At 59.2% G+C, this 18,508-nt stretch carries 16 protein-coding genes; 8 read left to right on the top strand and 8 right to left on the bottom strand.

The features are described from left to right. Positions 1–62: 62 nt before the first annotated feature. Positions 63–818, top strand: coding sequence for a spermidine synthase (locus HDC32_RS29245; protein WP_131699515.1), 756 nt, complete (start codon positions 63–65; stop codon positions 816–818). A 115-nt stretch (positions 819–933) separates the two neighbouring features. Here HDC32_RS29245 and HDC32_RS29250 read toward each other — a convergent pair whose 3' ends face one another. Beyond that, positions 934–1,725 carry a crotonase/enoyl-CoA hydratase family protein gene (locus tag HDC32_RS29250; RefSeq protein ID WP_145338080.1) on the bottom strand — a complete coding sequence of 264 codons (792 nt, stop codon included), beginning with the start codon at positions 1,723–1,725 and terminating at the stop codon, positions 934–936. Positions 1,726–2,136: 411 nt separating this feature from the next. Between HDC32_RS29250 and HDC32_RS29255 the strand changes: the two genes are divergently transcribed. Beyond that, complete coding sequence (locus HDC32_RS29255) at positions 2,137–3,810, top strand: DEAD/DEAH box helicase (RefSeq protein WP_027606997.1); 1,674 nt, start codon at positions 2,137–2,139, stop codon at positions 3,808–3,810. Between the two features lie 69 nt (positions 3,811–3,879). Here HDC32_RS29255 and HDC32_RS29260 read toward each other — a convergent pair whose 3' ends face one another. Next, positions 3,880–4,647: a class III extradiol ring-cleavage dioxygenase gene (locus HDC32_RS29260; RefSeq protein ID WP_131699513.1), complete on the bottom strand. Its 768-nt coding sequence runs from the start codon at positions 4,645–4,647 to the stop codon at positions 3,880–3,882. 105 nt (positions 4,648–4,752) lie between these two features. On the opposite strand from HDC32_RS29260, the gene HDC32_RS29265 reads away from it, so the two are divergent. Then, on the top strand, positions 4,753–5,409 hold the full coding sequence (locus HDC32_RS29265) for a thiopurine S-methyltransferase (protein WP_131699512.1): 657 nt from the start codon (positions 4,753–4,755) through the stop codon (positions 5,407–5,409). A gap of 53 nt (positions 5,410–5,462) precedes the next feature. Here HDC32_RS29265 and htpX read toward each other — a convergent pair whose 3' ends face one another. After that, positions 5,463–6,350, bottom strand: a complete 888-nt coding sequence (gene htpX / locus HDC32_RS29270; protein ID WP_027607000.1) for a protease HtpX — start codon at positions 6,348–6,350, stop codon at positions 5,463–5,465. 302 nt (positions 6,351–6,652) lie between these two features. Beyond that, complete coding sequence (locus tag HDC32_RS29275) at positions 6,653–7,864, bottom strand: pyridoxal phosphate-dependent aminotransferase (protein WP_012723006.1); 1,212 nt, start codon at positions 7,862–7,864, stop codon at positions 6,653–6,655. A gap of 202 nt (positions 7,865–8,066) precedes the next feature. On the opposite strand from HDC32_RS29275, the gene msrB reads away from it, so the two are divergent. From msrB to HDC32_RS29290, 3 genes are all read left to right on the top strand, one after another. Beyond that, on the top strand, positions 8,067–8,459 hold the full coding sequence (gene msrB, locus HDC32_RS29280; RefSeq protein ID WP_131699511.1) for a peptide-methionine (R)-S-oxide reductase MsrB: 393 nt from the start codon (positions 8,067–8,069) through the stop codon (positions 8,457–8,459). Positions 8,460–8,677: 218 nt separating this feature from the next. Continuing rightward, the gene (locus HDC32_RS29285; RefSeq protein ID WP_184746404.1) at positions 8,678–9,163 is read left to right on the top strand and encodes a glutathione peroxidase; all 486 of its coding nucleotides are present in this window, start codon (positions 8,678–8,680) and stop codon (positions 9,161–9,163) included. Next, entirely contained in the window at positions 9,160–9,651 is a 492-nt protein-coding gene (locus HDC32_RS29290) for a MarR family winged helix-turn-helix transcriptional regulator (RefSeq protein WP_131699510.1), read from the top strand. Before HDC32_RS29285 ends, HDC32_RS29290 begins: the two co-directional genes overlap by 4 nt. On the opposite strand, the gene HDC32_RS29295 is transcribed toward HDC32_RS29290, so the two are convergent. Then, the gene (locus HDC32_RS29295; protein WP_184746406.1) at positions 9,605–11,914 is read right to left on the bottom strand and encodes a response regulator; all 2,310 of its coding nucleotides are present in this window, start codon (positions 11,912–11,914) and stop codon (positions 9,605–9,607) included. The genes HDC32_RS29290 and HDC32_RS29295 overlap by 47 nt on opposite strands. A gap of 163 nt (positions 11,915–12,077) precedes the next feature. Between HDC32_RS29295 and HDC32_RS29300 the strand changes: the two genes are divergently transcribed. Both HDC32_RS29300 and HDC32_RS29305 read left to right on the top strand, forming a co-directional pair. Then, entirely contained in the window at positions 12,078–12,968 is an 891-nt protein-coding gene (locus HDC32_RS29300) for an ATP-binding protein (RefSeq protein WP_184746408.1), read from the top strand. After that, positions 12,965–13,447 carry a GAF domain-containing protein gene (locus HDC32_RS29305; RefSeq protein ID WP_131699507.1) on the top strand — a complete coding sequence of 161 codons (483 nt, stop codon included), beginning with the start codon at positions 12,965–12,967 and terminating at the stop codon, positions 13,445–13,447. Before HDC32_RS29300 ends, HDC32_RS29305 begins: the two co-directional genes overlap by 4 nt. Before the next feature lie 25 nt (positions 13,448–13,472). Here the strand turns inward: HDC32_RS29305 and HDC32_RS29310 are convergent, their stop codons facing one another. The 3 genes from HDC32_RS29310 to HDC32_RS29320 form a co-directional block, all read right to left on the bottom strand. Further along, positions 13,473–17,108, bottom strand: a complete 3,636-nt coding sequence (locus HDC32_RS29310; protein ID WP_184746410.1) for a transporter substrate-binding domain-containing protein — start codon at positions 17,106–17,108, stop codon at positions 13,473–13,475. 8 nt (positions 17,109–17,116) lie between these two features. Then, the gene (locus tag HDC32_RS29315) at positions 17,117–17,737 is read right to left on the bottom strand and encodes a response regulator transcription factor (RefSeq protein WP_065939963.1); all 621 of its coding nucleotides are present in this window, start codon (positions 17,735–17,737) and stop codon (positions 17,117–17,119) included. Between the two features lie 256 nt (positions 17,738–17,993). Next, the gene (locus HDC32_RS29320; RefSeq protein ID WP_131699505.1) at positions 17,994–18,389 is read right to left on the bottom strand and encodes a response regulator; all 396 of its coding nucleotides are present in this window, start codon (positions 18,387–18,389) and stop codon (positions 17,994–17,996) included. Between the last annotated feature and the right edge of the window lie 119 nt (positions 18,390–18,508).

Raw genomic sequence — 18,508 nt, forward strand, 5'->3', positions numbered from 1 at the left:
TGTTGCCGCCGGTTGGCCGACAATCGCGCCTTTGCCGTGCGGTAAACCCTTTAGGAGTTGTGATGACCGAGGAGCGTGTCGAGCGCCTGCTGGCCGAAGTCCATGATGATTTCGGCATGATCCGTGTGCTTGAGGTTGCCGATTACCGGTTTCTCGAGTTTGGCGATGCCATCGAGCAAAGCTGCGTGTTCACCGCTGACCCGAGCTGGCTGGAGTACGACTACACCCGCGCGATGCTGATCGGCGCGTTGTGCCATGAGCAGCCGGAGAGCGCGCTGTTCCTCGGCCTGGGGGCCGGGACGTTGACCCAGGCCTGCCTCAAGTTCCTGCCTCTGGAAGACGTCGAAGCTATCGAGCTGCGCCCCGATGTGCCGCGCCTGGCCATCGAATACCTGGGGTTGGATGATGATCCGCGCTTGTATATCCGCATCGGCGACGCCCTGGAGCTGTTGGAGACCGCTGAATCGGCCGACCTGATTTTCGTCGACCTCTACACCGATGTCGGCCCGGGCGTCGGACACCTGGCCTGGACCTTCCTGGAAAACTGCCAGAAGAAACTCAACCCCGGCGGTTGGCTGGTGATCAACCAGTGGGCGACCGATGATGGCAAACCCTTGGGCGCGGCGTTGCTGCGTGGTTTGTACCACCGGCATTACTGGGAACTGCCGGTGAAGGAGGGCAATGTGATCCTGTTGGTGCCTTCGGAGCTGGACCAGGCGCTGGATCTTGATGCGCTCTGGGCCCGCGCCGAAGCCCTGGCACCGCGATTGGGGTATTCGTTGCAGGCGTTGATCAAGGCGATTCGGCCGGCTACGTAGTCGCCTGTGCCGACGCCATCGGGGGCAACTCGAATCGTCGCACCATACCTCCCACACTTGGAACTCATTTCAAATGTGGGAGGGGGCTTGCCCCGATAGCGCCGGTACAGGCGACTCAAATGCCCTTGAACACCCCCGGCCGCTTCTCGACCATCGCGCGCACGCCTTCCTTGGCATCCTCGCTGTTCAGCAATTGATCCACCATCGGCGGCAGCGCAGCGGCCGCAACGGTTTCGCCTTCCATCCGTGCCAGGCGGGCCGACATCAAGGTGGCCTGGACGCCAAGCGGTGCCTGGCGCGCGATGCGACTGGCCAGCTCGATGGCGCGGGGCAGAAGGTCTTCACTGGCCATGACTTCCTGCACCAAACCCAGGCGCAGGGCTTCATGGGCGTCGAACTCATCGCCGGTGAGCAGCCAGCGCATGGCGTTGCCCCAGCCGGCGATCTGATGAAAACGCAATGTCGCGCCTCCAAACGGAAAAATCCCACGTTGCACTTCCATCTGTGCAAAGCGGGTATTGCTCGCGCACAGATTGATATCTGCAGCGAGCATCAACTCGATACCGATGGTCAGGCAGTAGCCTTGGGCGGCGACGATCACCGGTTTGCTGATCCTGGGGCCTGCGAAAACGCCCCAAGGGTCACAGCCTCCCAGCGGCGGTTGCCAGCCGCCTGCCATTACCCCGCTGACATTGGCCAGGTCCAGGCCGGCGGTGAAGTGGTCGCCATGGGCAAATACAACGGCCACCCGTGCGTCATCATTTCGATCAAATTCGCCATAAGCCAGGCTGAGCTCATTGAGCAAGTCCAGGTCAAAGGCGTTGCGCTTGGCGACCCGATCCAGGCCCAACAACAGGACATGACCCTGCAGTTCACGGCTGACGCGACTACTGCTGGCTTGATTCATCGGACGTGTCCTCGGACGGGGGAAAAGTTTCAGACCAATGGAAGGTGAACCGTTTAAGCGTCATGACCAGCAGGGCCGGGCCTTTGAAAAATAGACCCTGCCGCGCTTATCTGCAAAGACTGTGATGCCGTGCGGTTTATCGGCGCCTGGCGATAAAAAAAGCTCCCTTTTTCAGGTATTTCCGGTATAGTGCGCGCCGGCCTTTAACCGGGCCGCGTTTAGGTAGTGCAATTCCCCGAAGTCAGCTTCGGCTGCGCGTCCGCACAGCGGACTCTCCCTTGACGAATCTTTTTCATTCATTCGTTTTCGCAAATCCCCGCCGACAAAGCAGCCAGGGCGACTCTTGAGTCTCAACACGGCATGCGCAGCTTTGGAGCATGGGTCTTTGCGGATGCACTTAGAGGCAGACCCATGACCCAGGAAACCGGCGGCTTCGCCGCTTTTAATCTTAACCCGAACATTCTCGCTGCCGTCATCGCGACCGGCTACGAAGAACCTTCGGCGATTCAGCAGCAATCGATCCCGATCATCATGGCCGGCCAGGACATGATTGGCCAGGCGCAAACCGGTACCGGTAAAACCGCCGCGTTCGCCCTGCCTATCCTGCACTGCATCGATCCTGCCAAGCGCGAACCGCAAGCCCTGATCCTGGCGCCAACTCGTGAGTTGGCGCTGCAAGTAGCAACCGCTTTTGAAACCTACGCCAAGCAAATGCCAGGCGTTACCGTTGTTGCCGTTTACGGCGGCGCGCCGATGGGCCCGCAACTGAAAGCCATCCGTAATGGCGCTCAGATCGTTGTCGCCACCCCGGGCCGTCTGTGCGACCACCTGCGTCGTGACGAGAAAGTCCTGTCGACCGTGAACCACCTGGTTCTGGACGAAGCCGACGAAATGTTGAAGCTGGGCTTCATGGATGACCTGGAAGTCATCTTCAAGGCGCTGCCACCGACCCGTCAGACCGTGCTGTTCTCGGCCACCCTGCCACAGTCGATCCGTGCCATTGCCGAACGCCACCTGCGCGATCCGCAACACGTGAAGATCCAGACCAAGACTCAGACCGTTACCGCGATCGAACAGGCTCACCTGTTGGTTCACGCTGACCAGAAGACCTCGGCTGTATTGAGCCTGCTGGAAGTCGAAGACTTCGACGCCCTGATCATGTTCGTGCGTACCAAGCAAGCGACCCTGGACCTGGCCAGTGCCCTGGAAGCCAAAGGCTACAAAGCCGCTGCGCTGAACGGTGACATCGCCCAGAACCAACGTGAGCGCGTGATCGACTCCCTCAAGGATGGCCGTCTGGACATCGTTGTTGCGACCGACGTAGCCGCTCGTGGTCTCGACGTTCCGCGTATCACCCACGTGTTCAACGTTGACATGCCTTACGATCCAGAGTCCTACGTTCACCGTATCGGCCGTACCGGCCGTGCCGGTCGCGAAGGTCGTGCACTGCTGCTGGTGACTCCACGTGAGCGCCGCATGCTGCAAGTGATCGAGCGTGTAACCGGTCAGAAAGTGGCTGAAGTCCGCCTGCCGGATGCCCAGGCCGTTCTCGATGCCCGCATCAAGAAACTGACCAACAGCCTGTCGCCACTGGTGGCTGACGCTGAATCGACCCACGGCGACCTGCTGGACCGCCTGACCGCCGATATCGGTTGCACTCCACGCGCCCTGGCTGCAGCCCTGCTGCGCAAGGCTACCAACGGTCAGGCCCTGACCCTGGCAGCCATCGAGAAAGAGCGCCCGCTGGTGCCGAACAACGCGCCGCGCGGTGATCGTCCAGAACGTACCGGCGACCGTCCGGACCGTGGCGATCGTGAGCGTCGTGCTCCGGTTCCATTGGCTGAAGGCCGTGCTCGTTGCCGTACCGCGCTGGGCGCGCGTGATGGTATCGCTGCCAAGAACCTGCTGGGCGCTATCCTCAACGAGGGTGGCCTGGCACGTGAAGCCATCGGTCGCATCCAGGTCCGTGACAGCTTCTCCCTGGTGGAGTTGCCGGAAGACGGTCTGGAAAAACTGCTGACCAAGCTGAAAGACACTCGCGTTGCCGGCAAGCAATTGAAGCTGCGTCGTTACCGCGAAGATTGATCCGCCCCTGGGCTGATTGATCGCACATAAAAAATCCCCGACTGGTTCGGGGATTTTTTTTGTCCGGCGTTAACCGAAGCGGTAGATGTCCATGCCCAGCGCGCCCATGGTGAACCCTTGATGCGCCACGCTGAAGTCACCCCCAGCGCCGCGCGCAAAGTACAACGGCAACAAATGTTCATCGCTGGGATGGCTGCGCACGGCGTGTGGCGCCTGGCGACGGTAATCATGCAACGCCGCTTCGTCGTTGGCAGCGAGTGTGTCCACTACCCAGTCGCGGAAATCGCGTGCCCAGGGTTCGATACTCTCAGGTCCGGCCTGCCAGTTCAGCTCGCCCAGGTTATGGGTGATGCTGCCGGAGCCGATCAACAGCACGCCCTGTTCGCGCAAGCTGGCCAAGGCATGCCCGACGCGGGTTTGCAGGGCAGGGCCCATGCGACTGGGCAAGGAGACTTGCACCACTGGAATGTCCGCTGCCGGGTACATCAGCGAGAGCGGCACCCAGGTGCCATGGTCAAACGGGCGGCGCTCATCGATTCGCGCATTCAAGCCGTCGGCATGAAGCAGGTCGACGATTTGGTTGGCCAATTGCGGGTCGCCCGGCGCCGGGTACTGCACGGCGAACAGCTCGCGGGGGAAACCGCCGAAGTCGTGCCAGGTCTCGGGCGCAGCGCTGCCGCTGACCAGCAGTTCCTGGCTTTCCCAATGCGCCGACACCACCACAATTGCCTTCGGCCGTGGCAGTTCAGCGGCCAGGCGCTGCAGGGCAGGGCCGCTGGCGCCGGGTTGCAGGGCAAGCATGGGTGATCCGTGGGAGATAAACAGGCTGGGTAACATAAGGAAGGTCCTGAGGTTTAACATGGGCCCATCTTCAATCAGATCATTGATCTAAATCTAATATAAGTTTTAGCGCTTTTTGATCGAATTCTCGGAGGTGATTTCATGGAGCCCAAATTTTGGCAGGAGCGCTGGGCGCGTAATCAGATCGGCTTTCACTTGCCCGAAGTTAACCCTTACCTGCTGCGTTATTGGCCTTCGCTGACCCTTGCTCAGGGCGCCAAGGTGCTGGTGCCGCTGTGCGGCAAAAGCCTGGACCTGATGTGGCTGGCCAGCAACGGCTATCACGTACTCGGCGTTGAACTGTCGGAGCAGGCGGTTGATGCGTTTTTCCGCGAGCAGAACCTGACGCCGCGAATCACTTGGCACGGCGTATTCAAGGTGTACCAGGCCGATTTGATCGAGATATGGTGCGGCGATTTCTTTGCCTTGGATGCTGGGGCACTGGCTGATTGCACGGCGCTTTACGACCGTGCCGCACTGATTGCCTTGCCGCCGCTGATGCGCGCGCAGTACGCCGAGCAGTTGAACAGCCTGTTGCGGCCGGGCTGCCAGGGGCTGCTGATCACCCTGGACTATGACCAGACGCAAAAAGCCGGTCCACCCTTTGCGGTGACGGATGATGAGGTGAAGGTACTGCTGGGTTTGCAGTGGTGCCTGGAGGTGCTCGAAGCTCAGGATATTCTGGATGAGAGCTGGAAGTTCGTGCAGGACGGTGTCACGCGCCTCGAAGAGCGCGCTTATCGGCTCACCAAGGTGTAAAACCCGCGCACAAAAAAGGGGCGATCCAATCGCCCCTTTTGCATTACCGGGTATCAGCCCCGGCGACGCAGCGCGTCGATACGCTCTTCCAGCGGCGGGTGGCTCATGAACATGCGAGCCAGGCCCTGCTTGACGCCGCCGTTGATGCCAAAGGCGGTCAGGCTGTCGGGCATATGCACCGGCAGGCCCTGTTCGGAGCGCAAGCGCTGCAGCGCACTGATCATTGCACTGGTGCCAGCCAGACGTGCGCCGGCTTCGTCTGCGCGGAACTCTCGTTTGCGCGAGAACCACATCACAATCGCGCTGGCCAGGAAGCCCAGTACCACTTCGGCAAAGATGGTCGCTACAAAGTAGGCGATACCGCGGCCGCCTTCGTTCTTGAAGATCACCTTGTCGACAAAATTGCCAATGATCCGCGCGAAGAACATCACGAAGGTGTTCACCACGCCTTGCACCAGCGCGAGGGTAATCATGTCGCCGTTGGCCACGTGGCCAATCTCGTGGGCGAGTACCGCCTTCACTTCATCGGGTGAAAAACGTTCGAGCAGCCCTTGGCTGACCGCCACGAGGGCGTCGTTCTTGTTCCAGCCCGTTGCAAAGGCATTGGCCTCGTAAGCAGGGAAAATCCCGACTTCGGGCATTTTAATACCTGCTTCTTGAGACAACTGCTCCACGGTTTGCATCAGCCATTGTTCATGGCGCGTGCGTGGTTGAGTGATGATCTGGGTGCTGGTGCTCATCTTCGCCATCCACTTGGAGATGAACAGCGAGAACAGCGAGCCTGCAAAACCAAAGACCGCACAGAAAATCAGCAGCTGATTGAGGTTCAGATCAACCCCGTTGGCCGCCATGAACCCGTTGAAGCCGAAGAGGCTCAGGGTGATGCTGGCAATCAGCACGACCGCCAGGTTGGTGGCCAAGAACAGCAGGATGCGCATCATGGTTGTAGAGTTCTCCTCATGCTTAATATGTCGCGTACTGCGGGGTATATAAGGTGCGGCTTAGGGTGATTCAACCGAGCGACTATTTCAAACTGTGTCCTACAGCTTGAATGTACAGTCTTGAAGGGATTTTCCGATGAGGAATGCCACCCGTGAAATGCCACTTTTTGCCTTGGGGCCCCGTAACTACAGGGTTTTGTGGATGTGGAGACACAAGTGCAGCGCGGGGAGAACAGATAGCCAGAGAAGTGTTGCCAGATAATCGCCGTACGACCGAATGTCGGTCGTACGGCGCCGCACCGCTACTGGCGATAGGACTTGAGGAAGTTGCCAATTCGGCCAATCGCCATGTCCAGGTCATCCACGCGCGGCAAGGTCACCACACGGAAGTGATCCGGCCACGGCCAGTTGAACGCCGTGCCCTGGACCACCAGCAGCTTTTCCGACAGCAGCAGGTCGAGCACGAACTTCTCGTCGTTGAGGATCGGGCAGACCTTCGGGTCGATCCTTGGGAAGGCGTACAGCGCGCCCATGGGCTTCACGCAGCTCACGCCCGGGATCGCATTGAGCAGCTCCCACGTACGGTTGCGCTGTTCCAGCAGGCGGCCCTGGGGCAGGATCAGGTCATTGATGCTCTGGTAGCCGCCGAGGGCGGTCTGGATCGCATGCTGGCTCGGCACGTTGGCGCACAGGCGCATGTTGGCCAGCATGTCGATGCCTTCGATGTAGCTCTGGGCGTTGTGCTTGGGCCCGGAAATGGCGATCCAGCCGGAGCGGAAGCCCGCCACGCGGTAGGACTTGGACAGGCCGTTAAAGGTCAGGCACAGCAGGTCCGGCGCCAGGGAGCCGGTGCAGATATGCACCGCATCGTCGTAGAGGATCTTGTCGTAGATCTCGTCGGAGAACACCACCAGGTTGTGCTGGCGTGCCAGCTCGAGCATGCCCAGCAGCACTTCCTTGGAATACACGGCGCCGGTGGGGTTGTTCGGGTTGATGATCACCAGGGCCTTGGTGTTCGGTGTGATCTTGGCCTTGATGTCGGCCAGGTCCGGGAACCAGTCGGCGCCCTCGTCGCACAGGTAGTGCACCGGGTGGCCGCCGGCCAGGGTCACGGCGGCGGTCCACAGTGGGTAGTCCGGTGCCGGCACCAGCACTTCGTCACCGTTGTTGAGCAGGGCCTGCATGGACATCACGATCAGCTCGGATACGCCATTACCCAGGTAGATGTCTTCGATGCCGACGCCTTCGACCTGCTTCTGCTGGTAGTACTGCATCACGGCCTTGCGCGCGCTGAACAGGCCTTTGGAATCGCTGTAGCCCTGGGCGGTGGGCAGGTTGCGGATCACATCCTGGAGGATTTCATCCGGCGCTTCGAAACCAAAGGGCGCCGGGTTGCCAATGTTCAGCTTGAGGATGCGATGACCTTCCTCTTCCAGGCGCTTGGCGTGCTTGAGCACTGGGCCGCGAATGTCGTAGCAGACGTTGGCGAGCTTGTTCGATTTGCTGACCTGCATGGCGATGTGATCCTGAAAATGAACGATCCAGACGGTATGGGCACTACCGTACTGTGAATGCTGCAAGGTCCGCACCCATAAATACGTTTGAATGCCGGTAGCGCGGGTGCCAGACTGGCGTTTTGAAGAGGCGCAATCATACGTGCCGCCTGATCCGTGGAAAAGATACAGATCAGGCTTTTTCAGTTGCCGAGGTGTACCGATGGAAAAGTTGCAGAAAACCGTTGAAGAATGGAAGGCAATGCTCGATCCAGAGCAGTACAACGTGTGCCGCCTCAAGGGCACCGAGCGTCCTTTCAGCGGTAAGTACAATGAGACCAAGACTGAGGGTGTGTATCACTGCATCTGCTGCAATGAGCCGCTGTTCGATTCGACCACCAAGTTTGATTCCGGCTGCGGCTGGCCCAGCTTCTACGCGCCGATCGCCGACAGCGCGATGATCGAGATCCGTGACGTCAGCCACGGCATGATCCGCACCGAAGTGACCTGCGCCAAATGCGATGCGCACCTCGGGCATGTGTTCCCGGACGGTCCGCCGCCGACGGGGCTGCGTTATTGCATCAACTCGGTGTGCCTGGACCTTGTACCCCGTTAACTCGACTGACGGCGGGCCTCTGTAGGAGCGAGCCTGCTCGCGAAAGTCGTCAACGATTACGCGGGCATTCTGGTTCCGCGCGGTGTCCTTGAGTTTTTCGCGAGCAAGCCCGCTCCTACAGAGTGTTGATGGGATGCCATCAGTCTGGTCAATTAAATTGCACACAATTGAATTGCCTACTATGTTTCACCTTCTTCCCCCTTTATCGAGGCACTGCCATGAGCAACAACCTGCTGAGTATCCCTTGCACCACCATCAAGGGTGAGCAAAAGACCTTGGCGGATTTCGCCGGCAAGGCCGTCCTCGTGGTCAACACCGCCAGCAAATGCGGCTTCACCCCGCAGTACAAGGGCCTGGAGCAACTTTGGCAGCAGTACAGGGACCAGGGCCTGGTGGTGCTGGGCTTCCCTTGCAACCAGTTCGGCAAGCAGGAGCCCGGTGACGAAGGTGCGATTTCCGAATTCTGCGAGCTGAACTTCGGTGTCAGCTTCCCGTTGTTCAAGAAGATCGACGTCAATGGCAGTGATGCCCATCCACTGTTCGTGCAACTGAAAAAACAGGCGCCCGGACTGCTGGGCTCCAAAGGCATCAAGTGGAACTTCACCAAGTTCCTCATCGGCCGCGACGGCCAGGTGGTCAAGCGCTTCGGTCCTGCCACCAAGCCGCAGGACTTGACCCAAGAGATCGAAGCCTTGCTCAAATGACCGACCTGCCCAGCGTGTCCCTGGCCCTGAACAACCAGCTGTGTTTCAAGCTCTACGCAGCGTCACGCGCTGTCACCCGCGCCTACAAGCCGATGCTCGACCAGTTGGGCCTGACCTACCCGCAATATGTGGTGATGCTGGTGTTATGGGAGTGGCACGCCACGCCTGCGCTGCAGCCGACGGTCAAGGCCTTGGGTGAACGCCTGATGCTCGACTCGGGCACGCTGACGCCGCTGCTCAAGCGCCTTGAGCAGCTTGAGTTAGTGAAGCGCCGGCGCAGTGCCAGGGATGAGCGTGAAGTGCATTTGAGCCTGAGCGCGGCCGGTGTGCAGCTGCGGGACCAGGCCCATGGTTTGAAGACCCGCTTGTTGTGTGATCGCGGCATCGACCTGAATCAAGCCGATGCCTTGCGCGATGGCCTCGACCAGTTGCTTGCGCAGCTTAAAGACTTGTCGTCCCAGGCACCCACAAGTCCAGCAGCGCATTGAGTTCTTCGCGGCGGAACGGCTTGGCCAGGTAGTCATTCATCCCCGCCGCACGGCAGCGCTCGCGTTCTTCGGACAGGGCGTTGGCGGTCAATGCGACAATCGGCAGGTCCGGCCAGCGCCCGCTGCGACGAATCTGCCGGCTGGCCTCATAGCCATCCATCACCGGCATGTTGCAGTCCATCAGCACCATATCGAAGCGCTGTTCTTCAAGAAACTTGAGTGCTTCGCCACCATGGGCGGCGACAATCACTTCGCAGCCCAGCTTGCTGAGCATACCCTTGGCCACCAGTTGGTTGACCGGGTTGTCCTCCACCAGCAGGATGCGCGCCCGATGTGCGAGTGGCGCGGCATCCGGTTGGATTGGGTCAGGCATCAGATGTGCGTCGGTGCGTAAGTTGCGGTGCAGGATCTGGTACAGCGCGTTGCGGCTCAAGGGGCGCGCCTGTTGGTGCAGCGGCGCGAGCGCTGCCACTTCTTCGCTGGGCATGAAATTGCCATAGGCGGTCACCAGCAGGATGGGCGTGGTAATGCCCGGTCGTATGCGGAACAGGCATTCCGGGCAGTCGGTAATCAGCAGGTCAGGCGTTTGCCCGCTCAAGTCGTCTTCCATGGTGAAACAACGGGGGGCCAGTCCCCAGCTGGGCAGCAGGGTCGTGAGCAACTCTGTCAGGCCGCTGCCGGCGTTGGTGATGGCGATGACCTCACCTTTGAGCGGCGGTGGCTGCAAGGCGGGCAAGTGGGCAGGCAGTGGCAGGTCGGCGCAGAACTGGCTGCCAAAGCCCACTTCCGAGCTGATACTCAAACGCCCCTTCATCGCTTCGCACAGGTTGTGCGTCAGCGCCAGGCCCAGGCCCGTCCCACCAAACTGGCGAGTGATACCTGCGCCTGCCTGGGTGAACGGTTGGAAGATTTTCACCTGGGCCTCCTGCGCAATGCCGATGCCGGTATCGCAGACTTCAATGCGCACCCCGCCGTCGTGGGTACGCAGGCGCACATCAACCCGACCAAAGCGCGTGAACTTCAGGGCGTTGGAGAGTAGGTTGCTGACAATCTGCCGCACACGGGTCGGGTCACCCAGCACCTGGGCCGGGAACTGCGGGTCGATCAGGCAGCTCAGTTCCACGCTCGGTGCGGCGTTCTGCGATAACAGGTTGGCGGTGTCTTCCACCAGTGCGCCCAAGTCGAACGGGATGCGCTCCAGCTCCAACTGGCCGGCGTCGAACTTGGACAGGTCGAGAATATCGTTGAGTAACTCCACCAGCACTTTGCCGGAGTCATGGGCGATAGACAGTTGCTGGCGTTGCTCGGCGTTCAACGGACTGTCCAGCGACAGCGCGATCATGCCCAGCAGGCCGTTGAGCGGGGTGCGGATTTCGTGGCTCATATTCGCCAGAAATGCCGCCCGGGCCTGGGCCATGCCCAATGCCTTCATCTTCGCCGCTTCCAGTTCATCGTTGGACTGGGTCAGTCGCTGGTTGCTGGCCTTGAGTTCAAGGGTGCGCGCGGAAACGATGTCTTCCAGTTGCCCCAAGTATTCAGTCAGCCGGTCTTCGGCGTGGCGGCGCTGCTGGATTTCGGTTTCCATGTTTTCGAATTGCTGGTTGGCGACGTTTACCAGCACGCCGATTTCATCGTGCTCATGCCCTGGCGGGCAGTCCAGGCGTGCCTGATTGCGTGTGCTCAGCTCACGAATAATGCGCACCAGTGGCTGGGTCAGCATCACGTAGAACAGGCCCAGCAAAATCCCGGTCAGCAGCAGGCTGCGCACGAACCCGTTGAGCAGGGTGATCTCAGCGCGGCGTAGGAACCGGCTACCAAAGGCGTAGGTGTCGACGTCCAGACGCAGTACACCAAGTGACTCATTGGGCATGTGGCCCAGGAACAGTTTGTCTTCGAACTGACGGTTGGCGCCAAACATAAAGTCACTGATAGGCCGGTAGGTACTTTCCTTGCGTGGTCGGTCGACATCGGCCAGTACCACGCCGTTGTTGTCGATCAACTGCGCGCGAATGATGGCGGGGGAGTGCAGCAGGCCCAGGGTCAGTTCCTGGGCCAGTTCGGCATCGATGTTGTAGGCGATACGTGACGCGGGGTTATGGCTGATTTCGATCAGCGAACGTATTTCGCGGTTGATGGATGCGTCTTCGCTGGCATAATCAATGCCGATTTGGATCAGGCTGAGTAAGGTTCCCAAGACGAAACCGACCAGCACAGTCAATCTGGCTTGTTTATAAGACAAGCGGTGGGCGAACTTGATATCCATTGAGTGTTGAACCACTTCACGTTTCCCTTCGCCCGGCAAGCATAGCTGAACATCCACAAGCTAAGGCTTGCCCGGCATGAATCGTTTTTTACGCAGCCCCAAGCGGTCTGTCGCAGGGTTGCCAATACGCCATCTTTTGCAAGAACTTGCCAGAGGAATAATCGTGGATTCTCGATTGAGTGCCTTTCTAGAGCGAGCCGATGCAGTGCTCGCTCGCCTGGAACCCTTGTTGCCCGCGCCACGCCAAACCATCGACTGGAATCAGTGCCTGGCCGCCCGTTGGCAACGTGAGGGCCGCAGTGGTTTCCTGTTGCCGCTGGACGTGAGCCTGGACATGCGCCTGTCCGACCTGATCGGCGTAGACAAGCAACGTGAAACCCTTGCGCGTAACACCCAGCAGTTTCTGGATGGCCTGCCTGCCAACCATGCGTTGCTGTGGGGGTCGCGGGGCACCGGTAAATCGTCCATGGTCCGCGCTTTGCTCGCCCAGCACGCCAAGGCCGGTTTGCGCCTGATCGAAATCGAGCGTGACCATCTGGCCGATCTGCCGCGCGTGGTTGAGCAACTGCTCAAGTTGCCGCAACGTTTCATCCTGTTCTGCGACGACTTGTCGTTCGAGGCCGGCGAAGGTGACTATAGGGTACTCAAGAGCGTGCTGGACGGCTCCCTGGAGCAGGCGCCTGAAAACGTGCTGTTGTATGCCACGTCCAACCGCCGCCATCTGGTGCCGGAAAACCAGAGCGACAACGATAACTGGAAGCGCGTGGACGGTGAGTTGCACCCGAGCGAGGCGGTGGAAGACAAGATTGCCCTGTCCGACCGCTTTGGCTTGTGGCTATCGTTCTACCCGTTCACCCAGGAACATTTCCTGGACGTGGTCGAGCACTGGATCGGTGAGCTGGCGAAAAAGGCGGGTTTGCAGTGGCAGCGCGATGAGGCCCTCGATATTCTCGCCGTGCGCTGGGCTACCGGGCGCGGCAACCGCAACGGTCGCTGCGCGTATCAATTCGCCCGTTACTGGGTGGGTCTCAAATTGCTGGAGCGTCAACCATGATCGATTTACAACAAGCCGGTACCGGCCTCGGTGGCTATGCCCTGCTGAGTGCCCAGCTGGAGTCGCTGCTGGCCGATGAGCGCGATTTCATCGCCAACAGCGCCCAGTTTTCCGCTTTCCTGTTCAGCCAGCTGGATGACCTGAACTGGGCGGGCTTTTACCTCAACCGCAATGAAGAGCTGGTGCTTGGCCCGTTCCAGGGGCAGATCGCCTGTGTGCGTATTCCGTTCGGCCGTGGGGTGTGCGGCGCGGCCGCGTCCTCGCGGCAAACCCAGCGAGTAGACGATGTTCACGCATTTCCCGGGCATATCGCCTGTGACAGCGCGTCCAATAGCGAACTGGTGGTGCCACTGGTCAAGGACGGCACATTGATTGGTGTCCTTGACCTCGATAGCCCGTCGTTGGCCCGCTTTACCCCTCAGGACCAGGCCGGTATCGAACAGCTGGCGGCGATTTTCCTGCGCTTGACCGACTGCTGATCAAATAGGGGGCGCGCCCCGCCCCTTATTGGGCATCCAGCTCGTCAAGCCGCACTTGCAGCATCCTCTCCAGCTCCAGCATCAGCTTCTCCAGGGACTTCACACTCGCTTCGATCAGGGGCCGATCATCGCCCCGGGCACAGGCCTGTTCGAGGGCTTCGCACTGCGAGGCCAGCGCACTGGCCTGAACGATGCGAGCGGCTCCCTTGATCTTGTGAGCCTGTTCGATGATGTCCTCGACGCCGGTCTGCGCAGCCATCAACGCGACCAACTCCTGGCGATCCTGGCGACTGCTGCTCAGCAACTCCTTCAGCAGCAGGCGGCACATATGTGGATCGCCACCGGTAAGGGCCTCGAAATTGCCGATGTCCAGGATCAGGCCGGTGGGCTGGGGGCTGATCTTTGCCAGTTGCCGCTCCAGCGCCGTGAGGTTGATAGGCTTGAACAGGCAGTCATCCATGCCCGCCTGTGCACAGCGTTGCTTCTCTTCTGGCTGGGCATTGGCCGTAAAACCCAGTACTACGCAAGGCGTCAGCTGTTCGCGTTGCTCGTATTCGCGGATCGAACGGCTCAACTCGTAGCCATTCATGATCGGCATGTTGCAATCGGCGATTACCAGGTCGAAGTGCTCCTGGCGCCAGGCCTGGAAGCCGGCAGCGCCGTTCTGGGCGGCGGTGAACTGGTGGCCCAGGTAGCCGAGCTGCTGACACATCAACAGGCGATTCGCCGGATGGTCGTCCACTACCAGCACATTGAGCACAGGCACATCTGTGGTTGCGGCAGGCTTGAGTTCGTCGACTACCTGCGCTGCCTGCAGGCGATTCATCTTCAGGTTCACATGCACCTGGGTGCCCACCATGGGCACGCTGCTCAGGCTCAGTTGCCCGCCCATCATGGCGCACAGGCTGCGACAGATCACCAGCCCAAGGCCGGCACCGCTCCTGGCCAACTGTCCTGAGTTGTCCGCCTGGGCAAAGGGTTCGAACAGGCGCATCTGGTCGTCCCGGCTGATACCGATGCCGGTGTCCTCCACCACCAGTTTCATCTCGACCTGCTGCGGCAATTCGGTGGCTGATACTTCCACCTTGATCTTTACCTGGCCACGTTCGGTGAACTTGATGGCATTGCTGATCAGATTGGACAGCACCTGCTTGAAGCGCAGTGGGTCGATCAGGACTTCGGTGTGTTCAAGATCAGGCGTGAACTCCAGCAACAGGCTAAGGGTCTTCTGGCGTGCCAGGCCGTCGAAGACACGCACTACCGACTCGATCACCTCCCTCAGGTTCACGCGTTCCGGTGCCAGGCTGAGGCGACCGGATTCAATCCGTGCGATGTCCAGGATGTCGCCGATCAGCTCCAGCAGATCCTTGGCCGAGTTGTAGGCAACTTCGATGGCCGGGCGATCGAGGTGGCCCTGGTCCGCCCGCTTGAGGGTCAGTTCGAGCATGCCGATCACCGCGTTCATCGGCGTGCGGATTTCGTGGCTCATGGTGGCGAGGAACGTGCTCTTGGCCCGATTGGCTTCGTCGGCTCGCTCCTTGGCGGTGCGAAGTTCGTCGAACAACTGGCGTCGTTCACTGATATCGATCCAGCCACCGATGATGCCCTGAACTTCACCGACGGAGTCGCGGTACGGCAGGATCCAGTGGTAGATCGTCAGTTTTTTTCCGCGAATATGCAGGGTGCGATCCAGGATCAGCGGGTTGCCTTCGGCCACCACGCGCTGATAGTCGGCATGGTATTGCGCCGCCTCGACTGCGAGGGCTGTGCTGATCTGGACCGCGCTTTTACCTATCACGTCTTCGCGCTTGACGTCGAACGCCTGCAAGTAACTGTCGTTGCAGGTCTGCAGCAACCCCTTGTTGTCACGTACGTAGATCGGGTGCGGGGTTTCATTGACCAGGGCGCGCATGAACTCAAACTGATCATTGAGGGCGCGCTCGGCCATTTTCCGGTGCTTGATCTGGCGGCGCATGTACGCGTTCCAGCTCAGGGAGATCAGCAACAGCAGCCCAGTCCCGATGATGATGCGCGCAATCAGTTGGTGATAATCACGCCAGTAGCTGTCTGAGGCGGCGGTATAGCCGCGCCAACGACTGTTGATCACGCCCAGTTCATCCGGTGCGATGCTGAGCAAAGCCTTGTCGAGAATCGAGCTGAGTTCGGTGGCGCTGCGTGATGTCGCCAGCCCGAAGGTGGCCGGCATCGTGCCAATGCTGAAGCTGATTTGAATCTTGTCCTGAAGCATCTGCGAGGACAGGAAGTAATTGGCGACCACCAGCGTATTAACTGCGCCCTCTACATGGCCTTGTACCAGCAGTTCGGCTGACTTGAATGTGTCGCCGGTTTCTACCAACTGAATCTTTGGGAAGTGCTCACGCAGGAATTTTTTCAGTGGACTGCCTTGAGTGACCGCCAGGCGCTTGCCTTCCATTTCCTCCAGACCTGTAGGTGCCTGGCCGTCCTTGCGTGTCAACATCACGTAGGAGTTTTCCAGATAGGGACGACTGAAGTTCAGTTGGGCTTCTCGCTCGACGCTGGGGATGACTGCTCCGATGATGTCCGCTTTGCCGGTCTCTACGTGCTCGATCATCGTGTTCACATCACGCCCGCGCTGGACTTCGAAGCGCAGCCCTGTGCGCAGGCGAATCAACTCCAGCAGGTCGGCCGTAATGCCGCGAAAGTTACCATCGGCGTCGAAGAAGGTCAGCGGCGCAAACGTGGGGTTCACGATCACTTTGACTACTGGGTTTTCTCTCAGCCAACGTTCTTCGCGAAGGGTCAGCTGCAGCTTTTGGTCGGTCAAGAGGATGTCGCTGCCGGCACTCCAGCGTTTGGCGATCGTTTCCCGTTCGGAGGTGGGCACGGCCCTCAGTACGGCGTCGACGATGCTCAACAGCATTCGCTGGTCCTGGGGCATTGCAAAGCTGAATCCATAGGCTTCATGTCTACCGAAGTTAGCCATGCGAATGTTTTTCAGATAACCCTTGTTGATCATGTAGTGGGTGGAAATGGTATCGCCGAGAAAAACGTCAGCCTGCTCGAAAGCCACTGCATTCAAGGCGTTTTGATAAGAGGGGTAGGCACGGATGATTGCCTTGGGGTACAGCTTTTCCACCTCGTGCAGTGGCAGATAGTGATAGACCAGTGCCAGCCGCATGCCGGCCAGCCCATCATTCAGGCTGCGAGTTTCGCCTTCGCGGGTCACCAGTACCGGCCGGTCCACGGCGTACGGCTCCGACAGGGTCAGGTTGGGGTTTGCCGCTTCAAAGCTGTTGGAAGAGCCCAGTAGGTCGATATCCCCCGCTTCGAGGGCACGAATGGCGGCCTCCCGAGAGGGGTAGCGCAACACTTTTACCGGCACGTCCAGCGCCATTGCCAGCAAGCCGGCGTAGTCGGCGGTGAGTCCCTCATAGTCACGCCCGCTGGAGGTGAGGTCAAAAGGCGGGTAGTCAGGAAACGCCGCGCCCAGTACCAGTTCGCGTTTGTTCTGGAGCCATTGGCGCTGGGCCTTGTTCAGGTGGGGCTCCAGCTGCACGGAGCTCGCGCGACTCAATAGGTTGAAATGCTCCGGGCTTGCTGGAAGGGTTGCAGGTACGGCGGTGCTGAAGCACAAACCGGCACTCAATATAATCAAATAGTCCTTTATACGCCTGGGCATCCGCTTTCTCACACTAGCGCGTTTCGTTTTGCCATCTCGATAAGTTCTACCAAGGACTTGGCTTGAAGTTTTTGCATCAGCCTCTTTTTATATGTGCTTACTGTTTTGTTGCTCAGGAACATACCTTTAGCGATTTCCTTGTTGGTACGGCCTTGTGCAAAAAGTTGCAATACCATCAACTCACGATCATTAACGGCCTTGAACAGTTCAAGTTCCTTGCCGCTTTCATCGCAGGGGGTCAAGGCTTGGCTGGGGAAGTAGTTGTAACCGGACAGTACGGCGCGGATGGCGCTCATCAGCTCGCTCAGGTCACCTTCCTTGCACACGTAGCCATCGGCGCCCGAACGCATGCATCGAGTGGCAAACAGGGTAGGGGATTGAGCCGTCAGAACGAGGGTTTTCATCGAGGCGTTCATGGCGTTGAAGCGGCAAAGCACTTCCAGGCCATCGAGTTTTGGAATGCTGATGTCCAGGATGATCAGGTCCGGCATGCATTCGCGGACCATTTGTATGGCGTCGCATCCGTTATCCGTTTCGCCGACTACTTTGAAATTTTCTTCGTGCTCCAACAACATTCGTATGGCCAGCCTTATAACGGGATGGTCATCAATAATAAAAACTGTGTTCATGATCATATTCCATGCAAGTACAAATAAAGCGGGCACATTAGCTCAGAAGCCGACGGGTAAGCATGAACTTGGGTGGCAACAGGTATAAAACAGGAAAGTTCCTACATTAAAAAAGGTAAAAGCCTACCTGTCTCTAAGGAGTTGTAACGCGACAGGTCAACGTTTCGCAGGGGCATGGGTTGAAGGGGCATGGCAAGAACTTTACGGTGGTTGTGCGAGAATTTTCCGACCGGACGATTTGTTTAAAGTCCTACATTTATAACGTCAGTAATGTATGGGTCAAATGTGCAAGCTCATCTTTATTCAACGGCTTTGGCAAGTAGCCGAGCAATGGCAGGCCACGTTTGAGGGCTTGGGTTTGCAACGCTGAAAGTTCTGTCTCGGGAAGTCCGCTGAGCAAGATGGCGGCCTTGATAAAGCATTGGCGACTGGCAATTTCAATCAGTTCAAGCCCAGGCAGGTCGGGCAGGCACTGGTCACACAGGATGATGTCGAAGGGCGCCTCGGCCTGGGTCATCAAACGGATTGCCTGCTCGGCGTTTTCGGCCGGGGCGAGGTGTTCGAAGCCGAAGCTTCTCAGCAGGCATTGGGTGGCGAGCAGTTGAAAGGGATGGTCCTCCACCAACAGGATACGAAGAGGGTAACTGGGCATAGAAGGCACACGGTGAGTCAAGCGTCGATAGGGGGCACGTAGGAACTGTTCACCAGACCTGCCCGGAGCGTGCGCGATTATTCTTCGGGTGCTTGTGCGAATTCGATCAGGCCGCTCTG

The sequence above is a fragment of the Pseudomonas sp. JAI120 genome (assembly GCF_014207255.1).
In the GTDB taxonomy this organism is placed as follows: Bacteria; Pseudomonadota; Gammaproteobacteria; order Pseudomonadales; family Pseudomonadaceae; genus Aquipseudomonas.

What these genes read in the sequence shown, in the direction of transcription:
- HDC32_RS29245 (WP_131699515.1), top strand. Translation starts at nt 63, where the DNA reads ATGACCGAGGAGCGTGTCGAGCGCCTGCTGGCCGAAGTCCATGATGAT.
- HDC32_RS29250 (WP_145338080.1), bottom strand. Translation starts at nt 1,725, where the DNA reads ATGAATCAAGCCAGCAGTAGTCGCGTCAGCCGTGAACTGCAGGGTCAT.
- HDC32_RS29255 (WP_027606997.1), top strand. Translation starts at nt 2,137, where the DNA reads ATGACCCAGGAAACCGGCGGCTTCGCCGCTTTTAATCTTAACCCGAAC.
- HDC32_RS29260 (WP_131699513.1), bottom strand. Translation starts at nt 4,647, where the DNA reads ATGTTACCCAGCCTGTTTATCTCCCACGGATCACCCATGCTTGCCCTG.
- HDC32_RS29265 (WP_131699512.1), top strand. Translation starts at nt 4,753, where the DNA reads ATGGAGCCCAAATTTTGGCAGGAGCGCTGGGCGCGTAATCAGATCGGC.
- htpX (WP_027607000.1), bottom strand. Translation starts at nt 6,350, where the DNA reads ATGATGCGCATCCTGCTGTTCTTGGCCACCAACCTGGCGGTCGTGCTG.
- HDC32_RS29275 (WP_012723006.1), bottom strand. Translation starts at nt 7,864, where the DNA reads ATGCAGGTCAGCAAATCGAACAAGCTCGCCAACGTCTGCTACGACATT.
- msrB (WP_131699511.1), top strand. Translation starts at nt 8,067, where the DNA reads ATGGAAAAGTTGCAGAAAACCGTTGAAGAATGGAAGGCAATGCTCGAT.
- HDC32_RS29285 (WP_184746404.1), top strand. Translation starts at nt 8,678, where the DNA reads ATGAGCAACAACCTGCTGAGTATCCCTTGCACCACCATCAAGGGTGAG.
- HDC32_RS29290 (WP_131699510.1), top strand. Translation starts at nt 9,160, where the DNA reads ATGACCGACCTGCCCAGCGTGTCCCTGGCCCTGAACAACCAGCTGTGT.
- HDC32_RS29295 (WP_184746406.1), bottom strand. Translation starts at nt 11,914, where the DNA reads ATGGATATCAAGTTCGCCCACCGCTTGTCTTATAAACAAGCCAGATTG.
- HDC32_RS29305 (WP_131699507.1), top strand. Translation starts at nt 12,965, where the DNA reads ATGATCGATTTACAACAAGCCGGTACCGGCCTCGGTGGCTATGCCCTG.
- HDC32_RS29310 (WP_184746410.1), bottom strand. Translation starts at nt 17,108, where the DNA reads ATGCCCAGGCGTATAAAGGACTATTTGATTATATTGAGTGCCGGTTTG.
- HDC32_RS29315 (WP_065939963.1), bottom strand. Translation starts at nt 17,737, where the DNA reads ATGAACACAGTTTTTATTATTGATGACCATCCCGTTATAAGGCTGGCC.
- HDC32_RS29320 (WP_131699505.1), bottom strand. Translation starts at nt 18,389, where the DNA reads ATGCCCAGTTACCCTCTTCGTATCCTGTTGGTGGAGGACCATCCCTTT.